The sequence below is a fragment of the Nocardia sp. CC201C genome (assembly GCF_030010695.1).
Taxonomy (GTDB): domain Bacteria; phylum Actinomycetota; class Actinomycetes; order Mycobacteriales; family Mycobacteriaceae; genus Nocardia; species Nocardia otitidiscaviarum.
This window is the reverse complement of record NZ_JASCXP010000023.1, coordinates 18,966-33,252: the sequence shown is the minus strand read 5'-3', so window position 1 is coordinate 33,252 and position 14,287 is coordinate 18,966. Positions and strand designations below refer to the sequence as shown.

Here is a 14,287-nt window from a genome sequence, read left to right as displayed (position 1 = left end):
GCCGGGGCGCCCCCCGCCCGCGCGGGGGGCGGGCCCACTTCTCGACGCGGTGCGTGGGTCCCGACGACGGCCCGCGCGGGTGACCGGTGCGCCCTGCCGAGCGCGACGGCGGTCCGTGCTCAGCAGTTGGACGGGGCCGCGAGGCCCGCGAAACGATCCGACAGGTAGTTGAAGGCGCGCGGCGCTCCGGAGAAGATGGCCGTGCCGTGATCGGCTCCCGGGATCACGTCGAACAGCACCGGGGTGCCGGCGTGGCAGTAGCGTCCCGCCACGCTGAGCGCCAGATCCAGTGGCACCTGGTCGTTGCCGCCGTGCCACTGATAGACCGGCGCGCGCGGCACGCCGGGATAGATCTCCAGGCTGTTCTCGTGCAGGATGCGAATGTTGTTGGCGCTGGCTTCCATTCCGGGACGGAACATCTCGCCGATGGAGTGGTTCGCGCCCGCGCTGATGATCTCGTTCACGCAGGCATTGGCGATCTGCGCGCGCAATGCCAGACCGGCCGGGCTGAGCGCGTCGTCGAGATTCATCTCCGCCGGGTACTCGCGCTCCAGTCCGACCGCCACCGCGAAGCCGAGCCCGAACAGCGGATGCGGCGCATTGCCGATCTGCAGGGCCATCTTGCCGGGATTCACCGGTACGCCACCGATGGCCACCCCGACGATCGGCAGCTCCGGCGCGTACTCCGCCGCCAGTGCGGCCGCGAAGCCGGTCGCCATGGCGCCACCCGAGTATCCGGCCAGGCCGACCGGCGAATCACCCAGTCCCGCAGGGGCGAAGCGCTTCACCGCCCGAATGCCGTCGAGGGTGATCTGCCCGCCCATCCGGGCCGCGCCGTACGCACTGGTCGGCCCGAGATGATCCGGCACCGCCACCGCCCAGCCCCGGGCCAGCAGCAGATTCAGCGCCGGAGCCTCCTGCAGGCTGCCGTCGAACAGACTGTGCGACGGAGCGCACTGCGTGCCCAGGGAATTCACGAACGGCTGATACGACACGATGGGCCGCGGTCCGCCGCCGCCGGGCAGGATGAGCGTGGTCACCGCCGAGATGGGAGCGCCCGCGGAGTTGGTGGAGCGGTAGTTCAGCTGCCACACCGTCGCGCCCGGATAGCCGTGGGCGGGGACGATGCGGCTGTTGATGACATCGCCGGGGGCGAAGGCGCCGATATTGCCCGGGGGCGCGTAGAACGCGTCGGGGTCCGGAAAGGGATAGATGGCGCCGTGGGCGACCGGAGTCGCACCGAGACTGCTCGCCAGAGCCGCCGCTACGGCCGCGGCGATAACAGAGCTCCGGACCAGCAACCCCCTGATCGACTGCCGTACCGTCAACTTCGCTCCTCCAGGCCGATGGGACAACACTGAGATGGCGGCACTATCCTCGCAGTCCCGAGGTGTCGTTCGGCCTCAGCAACACGCCGAACAGCAACGAATTGGCAATCGAGGCGGAGGGGTGGTGGTCGCAACGTTCGCGCGATCCGACGCACCGGCCCTCGCCGCCATCGCCGCGGGCGGCGCGCTGGGGTCGAGCCTGCGCTACGGTGTGGCCGCGTGGTTGCCCCAGCGCGGGGACATTCCCTGGCAGACCGTGGCCGTCAATGTCGTCGGGTGCCTCGCCATCGGCGTCCTCACGGTGTGCGTGACCGAGATCTGGGTTGCCCGGCGGCTACCGCGGCTCTTTCTGGGCGTCGGGGTCCTGGGCGGTTTCACCACCTTCTCCACCTTCAGTGTGGAAGTTCGTACACTGCTCGAATCGGGGCGGACGGTTTCCGCGCTCGGCTATCTCGGGGGAACGGTGGTGGCGTCGGTGGGCGCGGTCGTGATCGGGGCGGGCGCGACGCGGTGGTGGAGACGGACCGGGACAGGCACGGCGAAAGGGGGCAGGCGATGAACGACCCGACGGGTGCGCGCTGGCGGCCCGCCTCGCGGCTCACCGTGCTGCTGAGCGAGGACGACCGGTGGCAGCATCGCCCCCGCTACCACGAGATCGTGCGGCGTGCCCGAGATGCCGGATTGGCCGGGGCGAGCGTGTGGCGCGGCGTCGAGGGATTCGGGGCGTCGGCGGATATCCACACCACTCGACTATTGGATCTGGCCGACCGGCTACCCGTGCTCGTGATGATCGTCGACGACACCGACGTGCTGCGGCGATTCGTGGAAACCAATGCGGACCTGCTGAATTCGCTCACCGTGACACTCTCGCCGGTGGAATCCTGGCAGGGGGAGCGCGCGTGACGATGCTGCTCGTGGCGCTCGGCGGCATGGTCGGAGCGCCGGTTCGCTATCTGGTGGATCGCGCGATGGCCCGTCGATTCGCTAGTGTCTTTCCACTGGGCACAGTGACGGTGAACGTGACCGGGTCGGCGATTCTGGGCGCACTGATCGGCGCGGGAGCAAACCACTGGCTGCTCGCCGTGGCCGGAACGGGCTTCTGCGGTGCGCTGACCACGTTCAGTACGTTCGGATACGAGACGGTTCGATTGGCTGAGGAGGGCGCTTACAGCTATGCGGTGGCGAACGTCGTGATCGGCGTTGTGGCGAGCCTGGCCGCGGCCTTCCTCGGTGCCGGTGCCGCCCAGTTGTTCCTGGGCGCGGCGCACGGGGGGTTGCCGTGATCCTGATGACCAGCCGGGCACAGGCGATACGGAAGGGAGGCCCGAGCATGGCCCACGATCGAGCCGGTCGACCGGCCCGGGCCGCGGACCTCGTGGACGTCGCGCACCTGGTGACGGCCTACTACAGCCGGATCCCGGATCCCGCTGATCCCGCGCAGCTCGTCGCCTTCGGAACCTCCGGGCATCGCGGGTCCAGCCTCGACAACGCATTCAACGAGGCGCACATACTCGCCATCACACAGGCGATCGTGGAATATCGCGCCACCCGCGGCATCACCGGGCCGGTGTATCTGGCGCGCGATACGCACGCCCTGTCCGAGCCCGCGTGGACCACCGCGCTCGAGGTGCTGGCCGCCAACGACGTCACCGCCATCATCGACGCGCGCGACCGCTACACGCCCACACCGGCTTTGAGTCATGCCGTGCTGCGGCACAATCGCGGCGGCACCCGGCATCAGGCCGACGGCATCGTCGTGACGCCGTCGCACAATCCGCCGCGCGACGGCGGGTTCAAATACAACCCGCCGCACGGCGGTCCGGCCGACACCGTCGCCACCGACGCCATCGCCGCGCGGGCCAACGATCTGCTGCGCAACGGGCTGTCCGAGGTGAAGCGCACGACACTGGCGCACGCGCTGGCCGGCAAGGTGGAGCGTTACGACTACCTGGACCGCTATATCGCGGATCTGCCGAACGTGTTGAATCTGGACGCCATTCGGGGCGCGGGCATCCGGCTCGGCGCCGACCCCATGGGCGGCGCCAGCGTGGACTACTGGGAGGAGATCGGGCAGCGCTACGACCTCGAACTCGAGGTGGTGAACCCGTTCGTCGACCCCACCTGGCGGTTCATGACCCTGGACAGCGACGGACGCATTCGCATGGACCCGTCCTCGCGCTACGCCATGGCGTCACTGGTGTCGATTCGCGACGACTACGACATCTCCACCGGCAACGACGCCGACGCCGACCGGCACGGCATCGTGACTCCCGATGCGGGACTGATGAATCCGAACCACTACCTGGCCGTGGCCATCGAATACCTGATCGCCAACCGGATGGGGTGGGATGCGCTCACCAAGATCGGCAAGACGGTGGTCACCTCCGCCATGATCGACCGGGTGGTCCGGGTGCTGGGCCGCGACGTGTACGAGGTGCCGGTCGGCTTCAAATGGTTTGTCCCCGGATTGTTCAGCGGCAGCCTGGCATTCGGCGGTGAGGAGAGCGCCGGAGCCTCCTTCCTGCGCAGCGACGGCACCGTGTGGACCACCGACAAGGACGGCATTCTGCTGGCCTTGCTGGCCGCCGAGATCACCGCCGTCACCGGGCAGAGCCCGTCCACGCGCTACACCGAGATGGAGAAGCGCTACGGCAGCCCGGCCTACGCGCGCACCGACGCCGACGCCACCCCGGAACAGAAAGCCCGGTTGGCGGCGTTGACGCCGGATGTGATCACAGCGACCGAGATCGCCGGGGAGCACGTCACCGGCATTCAGACCCGCGCGCGCGGCAACGGCGCGGCCCTGGGCGGGGTCAAGGTAACCACCGAGAACGCGTGGTTCGCGGCCCGGCCCTCCGGCACCGAGGACAAATACAAGATCTACGCGGAGTCGTTCGAGGGCCCGGAGCATCTGGCCCAGGTGCAGGCGGCCGCGGAGGAAGTTGTGCGACAGGCGCTATCGGAGTGAGCAGATCCAAATCCCTGCCGGTCGAGATCTGGGTGCTGGTGGGGGCGGCATTCACCATCGCCATCGGATTCGGGCTCGTCGCACCGGCGCTACCGCAGTACGCGCGCGGCTTCGGGGTGGGCGTCGCGGCGGCCTCGGCGATCGTCAGCGCCTTCGCGCTGATGCGACTGCTGTTCGCGCCCATGAGCGGGCGGTTGGTGCAGAAACTGGGGGAGCGGCCGGTCTATCTGGGCGGGCTGCTGATCGTGGCGGTGTCCACGGGGGCGTGCGCGTTGGCGCAGAGCTACTGGCAGCTGCTGGTGCTGCGGTCTTTCGGCGGTATCGGGTCGACCATGTTCACGGTGTCGTCGCTGGCGCTGGTGATCCGCATGTCGCCGCCGACGGAGCGGGGTCGGGTGTCCGGGGTGTACTCGACCAGCTTCCTGATCGGCTCCATCTCCGGTCCGCTGGTGGGTGGGGCGCTGGCCGGACTGGGATTGCGCGCGCCGTTCGTCATCTACGCGGTCGCACTGCTGGTGGCCAGCGCCATCGTGTATCTGGCGCTGAAGGATTCGCCGCTGGTGCGGCCCGAGGCGCTCGGTGACACCCCGGTCATGACCTTCCGGGAGGCGGTGCGAAAATCCGAGTACCGGGCGGTGCTGTGGTCCAACTTCGGCAATGGCGCGGCGGTGTTCGGGGTGCGCATGGCGCTGGTGCCGCTGCTGGTGGTGGAGGTACTGCGCTACGACGCCGCCCTGGCCGGGGTGGCGTTGACGGTGTTCGCGGCGGGCAACGCGGTGGTGCTGTTCCAGTCGGGGCGCTGGTCGGATCGTCTGGGCCGCAGGCCGTTCCTGATCTGCGGCACGCTGCTGTGCGCGGTCGGCACGGCCGGACTCGGCTTCGCCGAGAACCTGCCCTGGCTGCTGGTCGCCTCCTTCGTCGCGGGCCTCGGGTCCGGCATGTTCACCCCCGCCCAGCAGGCCGCGGTCGCCGATATCGTCGGCGCGGGACGGCGCGGTGGACCGGTGCTGGCGGGCTTCCAGATGTCGGCTGACCTGGGCACCGTGCTCGGCCCGTACGCGGTCGGCCTGCTGGCCGAACACCTCTCGTACGGATTCGCGCTCGCGGTCACCGGCGCACTGCTGGCGTCGGCGGCGGTGGCGTGGGCGATCGTGCCGGAACCGTTGCAGCGCAAGCCGCTGGTCGAGACGACGGCCGCCACGACGACCCGCCCGCAGGGTTGACCCGGTAGCGTTCGGACGGGTTGCGTACCCGCGCGGCGGTGGGTTGCGGCAGAGTGGTGGCCGTGAGCAAACCGACGACGAACTACACCCCGCGTCCGGTGTCCAACAAGACCACCTATGCCCTCGGGGCGGTGGCCGTGGTGGTGGTCGCGCTGATCGTGTTCGCCCTGTTCCAGTGGAGCGGCGGCGACAGCGAGATCCGCAATGACGGCTACGGTCCCGCGCACGACCCGGCGGTCGGCGTGGCCCTCGACTCCGATGGCGCGATCGTGCTCGGCAAGCCCGATATCGCCAAGACCGTCGAGATCTACGAGGACCCGCTGTGCCCCGCCTGCGGCTCCCTGGAACGCATCTACGGCCAGGAGATCGCCCAGCAGATCGACGAGGGCACGCTCGCGGTCCGCTACCGCCTGGTCAACTTCCTCGACGAGCGGTCCGGCAGCAAGGACTACTCGACCCGCGCCGTCGCCGCCAACGAATGCGTGGCGCAGGAGGGCGACGGCCCCGTCTACGCCAAGTTCCACGCACTCCTCTTCACCGACAAGCAGCCCGCCGAAGGCAGCGGCGACCTGGACAACCAGCAACTGGCCGCCATCGCCGCGGAAGCCGGAGCCCCCGAATCCGCCCAGCGGTGCATCACCTCCGGCGACCGCGTCGACTCCGCCCGCAACCACGCCGAAGCGGCCATCGCCGCCCTCGAGGCGGCCAGCGGTGGCGCGGCGGGCACCCCGTCGGTCTTCCTGGACGGCCGCGAGATCGACGTCAACAACAAGGACTGGGTGCTCGACGCCGCCAAGTGAGCGGTGCCGGCGCTTCGGCGCCCGCGCGTGTACGGCCCTCGCCACGCCGCCGACGCGGGACGCTCGTAGCACCGATCCCCGAATCCGCTTGCCGCACAGCATCGGATGGATGCAGCGGCACTGAGTGGGAACGGCCGCAACGAGACCGCACGAACGAGCCGCGGGCACTGGACCCGCGGCTCGCTCTCTGTGCCGGACAAGCTGTGTTCAGTCCAGTCGCGCTGTGTTCAGTTCAGATCGCACCGCGCACCCCCCGGGCCCGGCGCGAGGCAGCCGTGCCGGAGCGACTGTCCGCTGCCGCATCCGCCGCATCGGACGACTCGCCCTGTGAGCGGAACCTCCGGCATGACTTCGGTTGACGACACGACCGTCGTTGTTCGGTGGACGGAGGTTCGAAGGTCCCCGGGGCCGTCGCCCGCAAGGAGCGGCGCTGCGCTCCCCGCGGGTGATCCGTGGCGGTGCGCACGCCGCAGGCGGGTGCTCAACGGCGGAAGGACGCGGTGTGGTTCACCGGTAGGTCGTCGGGGATATCGTTGTCGGGGGTGCAGCGGGACAGCTGCGGGTGGATGAGGGCGTGCCCGTCGATCGGGTAGGTGAGATCGGCCGGGACGGTGCGCACTGGCTGCGGCGGTGGCACGTGCACCCGCTCGTAGGGTGTCGGCGGCACCGTGGGGGCGTCGATATCGGTGTGCGGGAACAGATACCGCGCACCTTCGCGCGTCGTGGTGTGGGTTTCGCCGCTGGGGTCGGTCCACACGATCCGATCGGCGTCCGCGCGACGCACCCGCCACGCCTGACTTCCCCGGTCCGCCAGCATCTTCAGCCGGTGGTGCCGCGTGCACAACGCTGCCACGTGCGCCATACCGGGGAGCCGCGGCCGGGCGTTCGTCGCCTCGACATACGCGAGCTGGGCATCGGTGGCGGGCATTCCGCATCCGGGAAATCGGCACACCCCGTCGATGGCCCGCACATCCTCGGGTGACTGCGACGACGTCGGCCGCCGTGCCCCCGCCTCCGGTGCCGGCGGCTCCGGCACCACCTCGAACCGCGCGTACTTCGCGAGCTCCCGAGCCAATGTCGTATCGATCGGCCCGTACCCGACCAGCATGGCGGGATCGTTCCGCAGCCCGGCCAGTGTCTCGGCCGACACCCCGATCTGGATCAGCGGTGGCCGCGGCGGCTGCGCCCCGGGTCCTGCGGGAGCCGCGCCGGCAGGTTCGATTCGCCCCGGCGCGGTGTCGTCGCGGCGAGTCACGGGTCCGGTCCACGAAGGTGCGGTGTCGCCGCCAGCTGCTTCGGATCCGGTCTGCGCCGATCGGGCGCCGCCCACGGGCGCTGGGGGTTCGTTTCGTCCTGGTTGGGTGCTGTCCGGCGTTGCTGGGGGTTCGTTTCGCGCCGATTGGGTGCCGTCCGGAGTCGCCGGGGGGCTGGTCTGCGCCGATTGGGTGCCGTCCGGAGTCGCCGGGAGTTCGGTCTCGGCCGCTCCGGCATCGTCGTGAGTCGCCGGGCATTCGGTCCGTGCCGGTTCGGTGGTATCGCGCGGCGCCGCGAATTCGGCTCCGGTTGCGGAGGCACCGCCCGCGACGCGGGTTCCGGGTGCGGTATCGGATCCTCCTGGTTGGGCTGCGGGCGGGGCGTGGTCGCCGTACGTGTGTGCCGGGTCGGTCGCGGTGGATGCCCAGCCGCCGCCGACTCCGGATGCGGTTGCCGACTTCGGGCAGCGCGCACCGCGCCCGCACGCACACCACAGCCGCTGCGACCCGTCGGCCAAGGCCACCAACGCGTCGGCGCGGCGCTGCGGCATGGTGCGCGGGTCCTCGGCGCACACCTGCCCGCACAGTTCCCGCAGCCGATTGGCCACCGTCTGCGCCCCCACCGCGGGCAGCAGCCCGTCGAATACCGCCATCCCGTCCTGTACGGCACGTATCCGCACGTCCCGGTCGTGCTCGCGTTCCTCGCGCCGCTCCCGTTCGCCGTCCGGATCCAGTCGCGCCACCCACCGCCGCGCCGTCTGCCGCAGCCGCACCGGATCATTGCGGGTCGCCGCGTCGATCAGCTTGGGCTCCACCGCTTCCCGCACCTCGCGGGCCAGCCCGCGAGTGGTCTCCGCGATCACCTGCACCCGCGCCAGATCGATCCGTCCGTCCCCGAACGCCTTCCGCGTCCCGGGCAGCTCGTCCAGGGCCAACCCGATATCGATGAGCGCCGCCGCCACCGGCTCGGAGATCTGCACCGCCACCGCCACCTCGGCCGCCGCGAACCCCCCGGCCCGCACCCCGCCGGCCCCCGGCGCCGCATTGGCCGCCCGATGCCGCCGATACAACTCCCGCACGGCCGTGATTTCCGCCGCCTGTGCGAATGCGGCGGCCCCGTGCGCCCTCCGCAATGCGTCGACCAGCTCCTCGTCACCCATCACCTGGACCTCCCTGCTGTCGAACATATGTTCGAGCCTACCTCCGAAGATCGCTCTTGTCACCCACCTGTCCAGGCGATTTGGTCCGCACAACGGCGGTGGTGTAACTTCGTTCAAGCCAGCGGGGAACACCCCGCTGACACAAAACTGAACACGGGGCTATGGCGCAGCTGGTAGCGCACCACACTGGCAGTGTGGGGGTCAGGGGTTCGAGTCCCCTTAGCTCCACTCCACGACAGAGCCGCAGGTCATCGACCTGCGGCTCTTTTGTTTTTCCGGCAATGCCCTGGCCGTCATTCGATTCCGGCGATCCTGGGTTCGCCGCCAACAGTGAGGACTTGCTCGGCGAGGCATACGGCGAGTGAGCTTCTTCATCGCCGACACCTCGGCCATCATCGCCGCTTACGACCGTGCCGCGGAACTGCACGAGCGGTCGCGCGAATTTCTCTCCACCTCTGTTGCGGTTGTCTCGCCGCTGGTGCTGGATGAGGTCGATCATCTGCTCGTGGCGCGGTTCGGAAAGGACCGCCGCGCAGCCGATCTCGTCCTCGATGACTTGCTCACCTCGGCCGAGGAGGGCGCGGTGCTCGTACCGCAGGTGGACCGTGATGACCTCCGAGTCGCCCAGAGAATCATCGAGCACTATCGCGGCCTCCGCCTCGACCTGGCCGACGCGGTCACGGTCGTACTCGCCGAGCGTTACCTCACCAATGACATCTTGACGTTGGATGAGAAGGATTTTCGCGCCGTGCGGCCCCTGACGCCCGCTCATCCGTCGTTCCGACTCTTGCTCCAGGGCGACTGAACCGCTCGCTGCCGCGAACTTGCGGCCACCGCCGATATCGAGACATGCCGAAGTGTCCGATAGTCGTTCGGGTCAGGGGGCGTCGAATCGGATTCGCGACATCACCCGTCGGGCTGATGTGCGGTGCCTGTCGCCGCCGTACGGTGGGAAGGGTCTTGTCCGGGCGAAAAGGGAGGCACGGTGCGGGATCTGCGCGACAAGGTCGCCGTTGTCACCGGGGCGGCCAGCGGTATCGGGCGGGGGATGGTCGAGGCATTCCTCGACTCCGGAACCCGGGTGGTTCTCAGCGATGTGGAGGAGGATGCGCTCGCGGCGACGACGGCGGAGTTGCGGTCGGCCGGCGGGGACGTGCACGGCATCGTGACGGATGTGTCGAACCCCGACGAGGTGGCGGCACTGGCTGCCGCGACCCTGGAGCGGTACGGGGCCGTACACATCCTGTGCAACAACGCCGGGGTGGCCGGTGGCGGCGTGCCGTCGTGGGCAAGCACGCTCGACGACTGGGCGTGGGTGCTCGGGGTCAATCTGATGGGAGTCGTGCACGGTCACCGCAGCTTCTTGCCGATCATGATCGAGCTGTATGACGTGGCCCACATCGTCAACACGGCGTGGGTGGCGGGTGTGGTGGGCGGGTCCGGGGTATACGGTGCGACCAAATCCGCGGTGGTCGCGCTGTCGGAAACCGTCCACATGGAACTCGTCGGCAGCGAATTGAAGCCCCGGATCTCGGTGTTAATGCCGGGAGTGGTCGACACCCGCATCCTGGACGCCGACCGCAATCGCCCCGACCGCCTCTCCGATGTCGGCCCGAGTCAGCTCCCGCCCGGAGTGAGCATGGACGACCTGCGGAAACTATTCGCCCACGGCACCAGCCCGCGGGTCGTCGCCGACCAGATGCTGCGTGCCATCCGGGAGGAACGCCTCTACGTGCTGACCCACCCGGAATGGAAGGGCCATATAGAACACCGGATGCAGGCAATCCTCAACGGCGAGAACCTCACTCCCTTGCCCCCGCCGGGAACCGAGTAGCCGATGTGGGGCGCTCGCGGCCCTGCGGTGGTCGGCCTGCGCCGCGCTATACTCGCCGTGATGACTACCGGGACGGCCTTGTGCCACACACGGATTGGTGACCCGGTGCTGTTCTGAGCGCCGCGCGGGCACCGCCTGGTACGTGATGATCACCCGCTCGACAGATCGATCACGACAGGAGAGTTCATGTCCGCACGTTTCAACCACACCATCATCGCCGCCAAGAACCGTCAGGAGTCCGCGGCGTTCTTCCGGGATATCTTCGAGTTCGCCGATGCGCCCTCGTGGGGAGTGTTCACCAACCTGCTGTGCGAGGACGGGGTGTTGCTTCAGTTCGCCGAACCGCCGGTGGACATCCAGATGCAGCACTACGCGTTCCTCGTCGACGACGACTTGTTCGATCGCGCGTACGCCAAGCTGTGCGACGGGGGTGTGGAGCACTGGGCCGATCCGCACTTCCAGCGGCCTGGTGAGATCAACTCCGGGCACGGTGGGCGGGGGGTCTACTTCCGCGACCCCGCCGGTCACGGTATCGAGATGATCACCCGTCCGTATCTGTGATTCGCGAAGTCGCCGAGCGCCTTTCGGATGCGGAGGGCGCTCGGCGGTCCAGCCGGTCGAGTCACCGCACCGCGTGTCGGGGCGAGTCGTCGCGTCCGGTGTGGGCGGTGGTGCGGGTGCGGTCCGCCCGGTAGAGGTAGTGGGTTCGACCGTCGACCGGGTTGTCCGGTTCCAGGTTGGCTTCGGCTACCCGGTGCAGACCGGCCTTCTCCAGCGCCCGCCAGGAGGCGCGGTTGGCGGCGACGACCGGGACCAGAATGGTTGTCGCGGTGGGGTGATCGGTCCAGGTCGCCTCGACGACGGCCGCGATCATGCGACTGCCCAGGCCGCGGCCGGTGCGGTCGAGGTCGCCGATCAGATAGTCGATCGTCAGTGCGTCGGTGGGCACCTCGGTCGCGGCGGCCAACTCGTCGCGATAGTCGGGGTAGTCGGCCAAGGCGCAGCGCTGGACCAGGCCCACCGGGCGGCCGTCGAGAAAGACCAGGAGGTCTTCGGAGGGTTCCTCGCCGCGGGTGGCGGGTCCGAAGTCGCGGGCGACCGCCTCGGGCGAGGTTTCGTGATGCCACCAGCGGGCGACATGCGGCTGTTCGAGCCAGTGCGCGAGCAGGGGAAAGTCCTGCTCGCGCAGTCGACGCCAGGTGATCATGGGTGCACCTCTCGGGGATGATGACGGCGGTAGTAGCGGGCTTGGCGGTCGCGGTGCCCGCAGGAGGGGTGGCACCAGCGTCGCCGCGCGTGGTTCTTGACGAACAGCAGGGAGCAGCCCGGACCCGAACAGCGGCGCAGGGCGTCCGACTGTGGCCCGGTGAGCAATTCGATACAGCAGGTGGCGATGCGGCCCAGCAGAGCCGGTGCGCCGGTGGCGATGTCGAACCGTCGGGCCGCGGGCGCAATATCCGGCGTCCATGTCAACTGTGCGAATGTGGGTGCGGCTCGGGCGAATTCATTGACGATATCGAGTCGTCGCGGATCCGGTGCGGCCCTGTCGGCGGCAGCGCTCAGGAGGTGACGCACACCGTCCCGCAACTGCCGCACCCGCTCACCGGCACGTCCCATCTCACCCTCGATCGCGGGCGGGTGGACGAGCGCGAACCATCGATCGATCTGTTCGGCGCTCCGCAGGAAGTCGATGCGGTCCGCACCGCCGCCGTAGTCGGTGTTCGCGAACTCGACCGGCAGAGGTTCCGTGCCGAGGATAGGAAGGTCGACCTCCGTCATGCTGCTGACGGTAACACGACCATCCAAACGTCAGCCATTGATTTCGTGCCTCGTGTCTCATGCCGAGTCGCCGCCCGTTGGCGCATTCCGTTCGCCCCGGCGGAGTACTTCGAACTCGCCGACGCGCGGGCTCGCCACGCGCCCGCAGATCGGCGGACTCTGGAATCAGGGGAATGAGGCCCAGCCGCCGTATCCACCGCGGTCTCTTCCGCCCGAACAATGGACTGCACTACACGCCGAACGACCGGACTGACAGCAGTTCGTCGCACTGGCACTGCCGTCGTGCCGTCCGTGGCCGAGCGTCAGCCGGGATTGCGGCGGCGGGTTGTTCTCCCGTCGCGGCCGCAATGGGCGTGCTGCTGTACTGACCGTCAGCCGCCGGTGTTGCCGCCGCCTTCGAGTTCCCGGATCCGCTTGGTGGCCTCGGAGAGTCGCTTCTTGCGGGCGGCCGCGTCGGACTTCTTCAGTTCCTCGTACACCTCTTCGTCGGAATCGCTGAATCGCAGGATCATGCGCGGAATGCTCAGGGTGATGATCAGTGAGGGCCAGACGATCCAGGCGTAGTCCCAGCTCACGATCACCTGGAGGACGAGGAAGGTGATGAGGGTGATACCGACGATGATCCAGTCGAGTGAGTCGATGGTGTTGCCGCGGTTGCGGAGCGCGGCGAGTTCGGCCGCCGCGTTGTCGCCACCCGTCGCCGGGGAGTTGTCGTTGACGGGGACCTTGGCCACCTGCCCGTTGACTCGCGTCAGCGGCACGCCGCCGGGCAGGCCGCTGAACGCCTCCCCGAGAGCGCCCAGGGTGCGGGCGGTGGCGACCGCGCCCGAGCGGTCGTAGAACTCGGCGCTGTCCAAGCGCCCGTCGGCGTAGTGCTTGCCGAGCGCGTCGAGGGCGTGCGTCCGCTCCTCGTCGCTGAGAAACAGGTCGTCGGGGTCGGGATTGGCGGCCATGGCGTCGGTGTGTCCTTGTGCGAGCTGACTTCGTCGGTACCTCTCCAGTGTGGCACTCGTGGGCCGCGCGGGTGCTGCTCAGCACATCATCGCCCATACTGCGTCGGCGGACTCCGTTTGTCATGAGCGAAAGCCGCGGATCGGCGATCCGCGGCTCCGGCGAGTTCCCCGCCTCACGACGCGGTGTCGATCATCGCTATTTGACGGTGCGGTCCTCCTGGTAGTGGAAGTTCTCGGCATGTTCGCCATTGCCGGTGTAGAGGGCGCGGACCGCTCCTTCGAACGCCGCTTTGCGGGTGGTGTTCTCGTCGGCGTGGTAGAAGCCGAAATTGGGTTCGAAGAAGACGACTTCGGTGCCGCCGCTGGTGAGGACGACGGCCTCATGGTTCTGGTGCTGGGCGCTGTCGGGGTTCTTGCCGTTCTTGCCGAACCAGAGGCCGACGCGATAGACCTTGGTGGCGGCCAGGTCGGCGGGGATCTGGTTGTAGGCCTGCTGGGCTTTGCCGTGTGCTTCGCCGCCCTTGTCGCGCAGGTTCTTGGCCTTACCCGCTTTCACGATCGTGGCGGGCACCGCGTTCTTGGCGACTTCGACGGCTTCGGAGAATTTCTTGACCCCGTTCCACATGCTCTCGCGCACGTATTCGCTCATGTAGTAACAGATTCCGCCGCTCGAATAGCCGACGTCGCCGAGCCAGAGTTCCTGGGGGCATTCCTTCAGTTTGGTGGTGGGCATCGTATTCATCCTCCGATGGCCGGGTGGATCGTAATATGCTCCGCTACAACGAATTATACGAATGACCAAGAGCATGTACTTGACAATGCAATCTCCCGGAGAATTATCGGATCAAATCCGACTGGTCAGCACTTGACCGAGGCATGGTTCGCTTCGTGCCCGCTTCGGTCGAGTTTGCCGCCGGGAGCGACTGCTGCCCGTTCGCTGCCCCTCGCGTCGTGAGAAGCGGTCCGGTTCCATACTGGTCGCTACCCTG

The 14,287-nt window shown here is 68.6% G+C and carries 15 protein-coding genes and 1 tRNA gene; 10 read left to right on the top strand and 6 right to left on the bottom strand.

The window, feature by feature from the left end:
* Positions 1-119 precede the first annotated feature (119 nt).
* Positions 120-1,328 carry a lipase family protein gene (locus tag QK444_RS04655; protein WP_282777391.1) on the bottom strand — a complete coding sequence of 403 codons (1,209 nt, stop codon included), beginning with the start codon at positions 1,326-1,328 and terminating at the stop codon, positions 120-122.
* A gap of 124 nt (positions 1,329-1,452) precedes the next feature.
* Here QK444_RS04655 and crcB (QK444_RS04650) point away from each other — a divergent pair, with 124 nt between their 5' ends.
* The 6 genes from crcB (QK444_RS04650) (at position 1,453) to QK444_RS04625 (ending at position 6,319) form a co-directional block, all read left to right on the top strand.
* Complete coding sequence (crcB, locus tag QK444_RS04650; protein WP_282777389.1) at positions 1,453-1,887, top strand: fluoride efflux transporter CrcB; 435 nt, start codon at positions 1,453-1,455, stop codon at positions 1,885-1,887.
* Positions 1,884-2,231, top strand: a complete 348-nt coding sequence (locus tag QK444_RS04645) for a DUF190 domain-containing protein (RefSeq protein WP_282777387.1) — start codon at positions 1,884-1,886, stop codon at positions 2,229-2,231. The genes crcB (QK444_RS04650) and QK444_RS04645 overlap by 4 nt, the downstream gene beginning before the upstream one ends.
* Positions 2,228-2,611, top strand: coding sequence for a fluoride efflux transporter CrcB (crcB, locus tag QK444_RS04640; protein WP_282777385.1), 384 nt, complete (start codon positions 2,228-2,230; stop codon positions 2,609-2,611). The genes QK444_RS04645 and crcB (QK444_RS04640) overlap by 4 nt, the downstream gene beginning before the upstream one ends.
* 47 nt (positions 2,612-2,658) lie before the next feature.
* Entirely contained in the window at positions 2,659-4,296 is a 1,638-nt protein-coding gene (pgm, locus tag QK444_RS04635; protein ID WP_282777383.1) for a phosphoglucomutase (alpha-D-glucose-1,6-bisphosphate-dependent), read from the top strand.
* Positions 4,293-5,519 (top strand): MFS transporter, encoded by a 1,227-nt coding sequence (locus tag QK444_RS04630; RefSeq protein ID WP_282777381.1) that lies wholly within the window; start codon positions 4,293-4,295, stop codon positions 5,517-5,519. The genes pgm and QK444_RS04630 overlap by 4 nt, the downstream gene beginning before the upstream one ends.
* 62 nt (positions 5,520-5,581) lie before the next feature.
* Positions 5,582-6,319: a thioredoxin domain-containing protein gene (locus QK444_RS04625; RefSeq protein ID WP_282777379.1), complete on the top strand. Its 738-nt coding sequence runs from the start codon at positions 5,582-5,584 to the stop codon at positions 6,317-6,319.
* Between the two features lie 481 nt (positions 6,320-6,800).
* On the opposite strand, the gene QK444_RS04620 is transcribed toward QK444_RS04625, so the two are convergent.
* Positions 6,801-8,759, bottom strand: a complete 1,959-nt coding sequence (locus tag QK444_RS04620; RefSeq protein WP_282777376.1) for a DUF222 domain-containing protein — start codon at positions 8,757-8,759, stop codon at positions 6,801-6,803.
* Between the two features lie 128 nt (positions 8,760-8,887).
* Here QK444_RS04620 and QK444_RS04615 point away from each other — a divergent pair.
* From QK444_RS04615 to QK444_RS04600, 4 genes are all read left to right on the top strand, one after another.
* Positions 8,888-8,960: transfer RNA gene (locus tag QK444_RS04615), tRNA-Ala, on the top strand.
* 133 nt (positions 8,961-9,093) lie between these two features.
* Positions 9,094-9,537 (top strand): PIN domain-containing protein, encoded by a 444-nt coding sequence (locus tag QK444_RS04610; RefSeq protein WP_282777375.1) that lies wholly within the window; start codon positions 9,094-9,096, stop codon positions 9,535-9,537.
* A gap of 180 nt (positions 9,538-9,717) precedes the next feature.
* Positions 9,718-10,566 (top strand): SDR family NAD(P)-dependent oxidoreductase, encoded by an 849-nt coding sequence (locus tag QK444_RS04605; RefSeq protein ID WP_282777373.1) that lies wholly within the window; start codon positions 9,718-9,720, stop codon positions 10,564-10,566.
* 186 nt (positions 10,567-10,752) lie between these two features.
* The gene (locus QK444_RS04600) at positions 10,753-11,127 is read left to right on the top strand and encodes a VOC family protein (protein ID WP_282777371.1); all 375 of its coding nucleotides are present in this window, start codon (positions 10,753-10,755) and stop codon (positions 11,125-11,127) included.
* A 61-nt stretch (positions 11,128-11,188) separates the two neighbouring features.
* Here QK444_RS04600 and QK444_RS04595 read toward each other — a convergent pair whose 3' ends face one another.
* The 4 genes from QK444_RS04595 to QK444_RS04580 form a co-directional block, all read right to left on the bottom strand.
* Positions 11,189-11,773, bottom strand: coding sequence for a GNAT family N-acetyltransferase (locus QK444_RS04595; protein ID WP_282777369.1), 585 nt, complete (start codon positions 11,771-11,773; stop codon positions 11,189-11,191).
* Complete coding sequence (locus tag QK444_RS04590; RefSeq protein WP_282777367.1) at positions 11,770-12,345, bottom strand: ABATE domain-containing protein; 576 nt, start codon at positions 12,343-12,345, stop codon at positions 11,770-11,772. Before QK444_RS04590 ends, QK444_RS04595 begins: the two co-directional genes overlap by 4 nt.
* A 371-nt stretch (positions 12,346-12,716) precedes the next feature.
* Positions 12,717-13,298, bottom strand: coding sequence for a DUF1707 domain-containing protein (locus QK444_RS04585; protein WP_282777365.1), 582 nt, complete (start codon positions 13,296-13,298; stop codon positions 12,717-12,719).
* 196 nt (positions 13,299-13,494) lie between these two features.
* Positions 13,495-14,031, bottom strand: coding sequence for a hypothetical protein (locus QK444_RS04580; RefSeq protein WP_282777364.1), 537 nt, complete (start codon positions 14,029-14,031; stop codon positions 13,495-13,497).
* Positions 14,032-14,287: the final 256 nt, after the last annotated feature.

Bases quoted from the DNA above. Each gene is read 5' to 3' on its own strand.
- QK444_RS04645 (WP_282777387.1), top strand. From the start codon at position 1,884: ATGAACGACCCGACGGGTGCGCGCTGGCGGCCCGCCTCGCGGCTCACC.
- pgm (WP_282777383.1), top strand. From the start codon at position 2,659: ATGGCCCACGATCGAGCCGGTCGACCGGCCCGGGCCGCGGACCTCGTG.
- QK444_RS04620 (WP_282777376.1), bottom strand. From the start codon at position 8,759: ATGTTCGACAGCAGGGAGGTCCAGGTGATGGGTGACGAGGAGCTGGTC.
- QK444_RS04600 (WP_282777371.1), top strand. From the start codon at position 10,753: ATGTCCGCACGTTTCAACCACACCATCATCGCCGCCAAGAACCGTCAG.
- QK444_RS04595 (WP_282777369.1), bottom strand. From the start codon at position 11,773: ATGATCACCTGGCGTCGACTGCGCGAGCAGGACTTTCCCCTGCTCGCG.
- QK444_RS04590 (WP_282777367.1), bottom strand. From the start codon at position 12,345: ATGACGGAGGTCGACCTTCCTATCCTCGGCACGGAACCTCTGCCGGTC.
- QK444_RS04585 (WP_282777365.1), bottom strand. From the start codon at position 13,298: ATGGCCGCCAATCCCGACCCCGACGACCTGTTTCTCAGCGACGAGGAG.
- QK444_RS04580 (WP_282777364.1), bottom strand. From the start codon at position 14,031: ATGCCCACCACCAAACTGAAGGAATGCCCCCAGGAACTCTGGCTCGGC.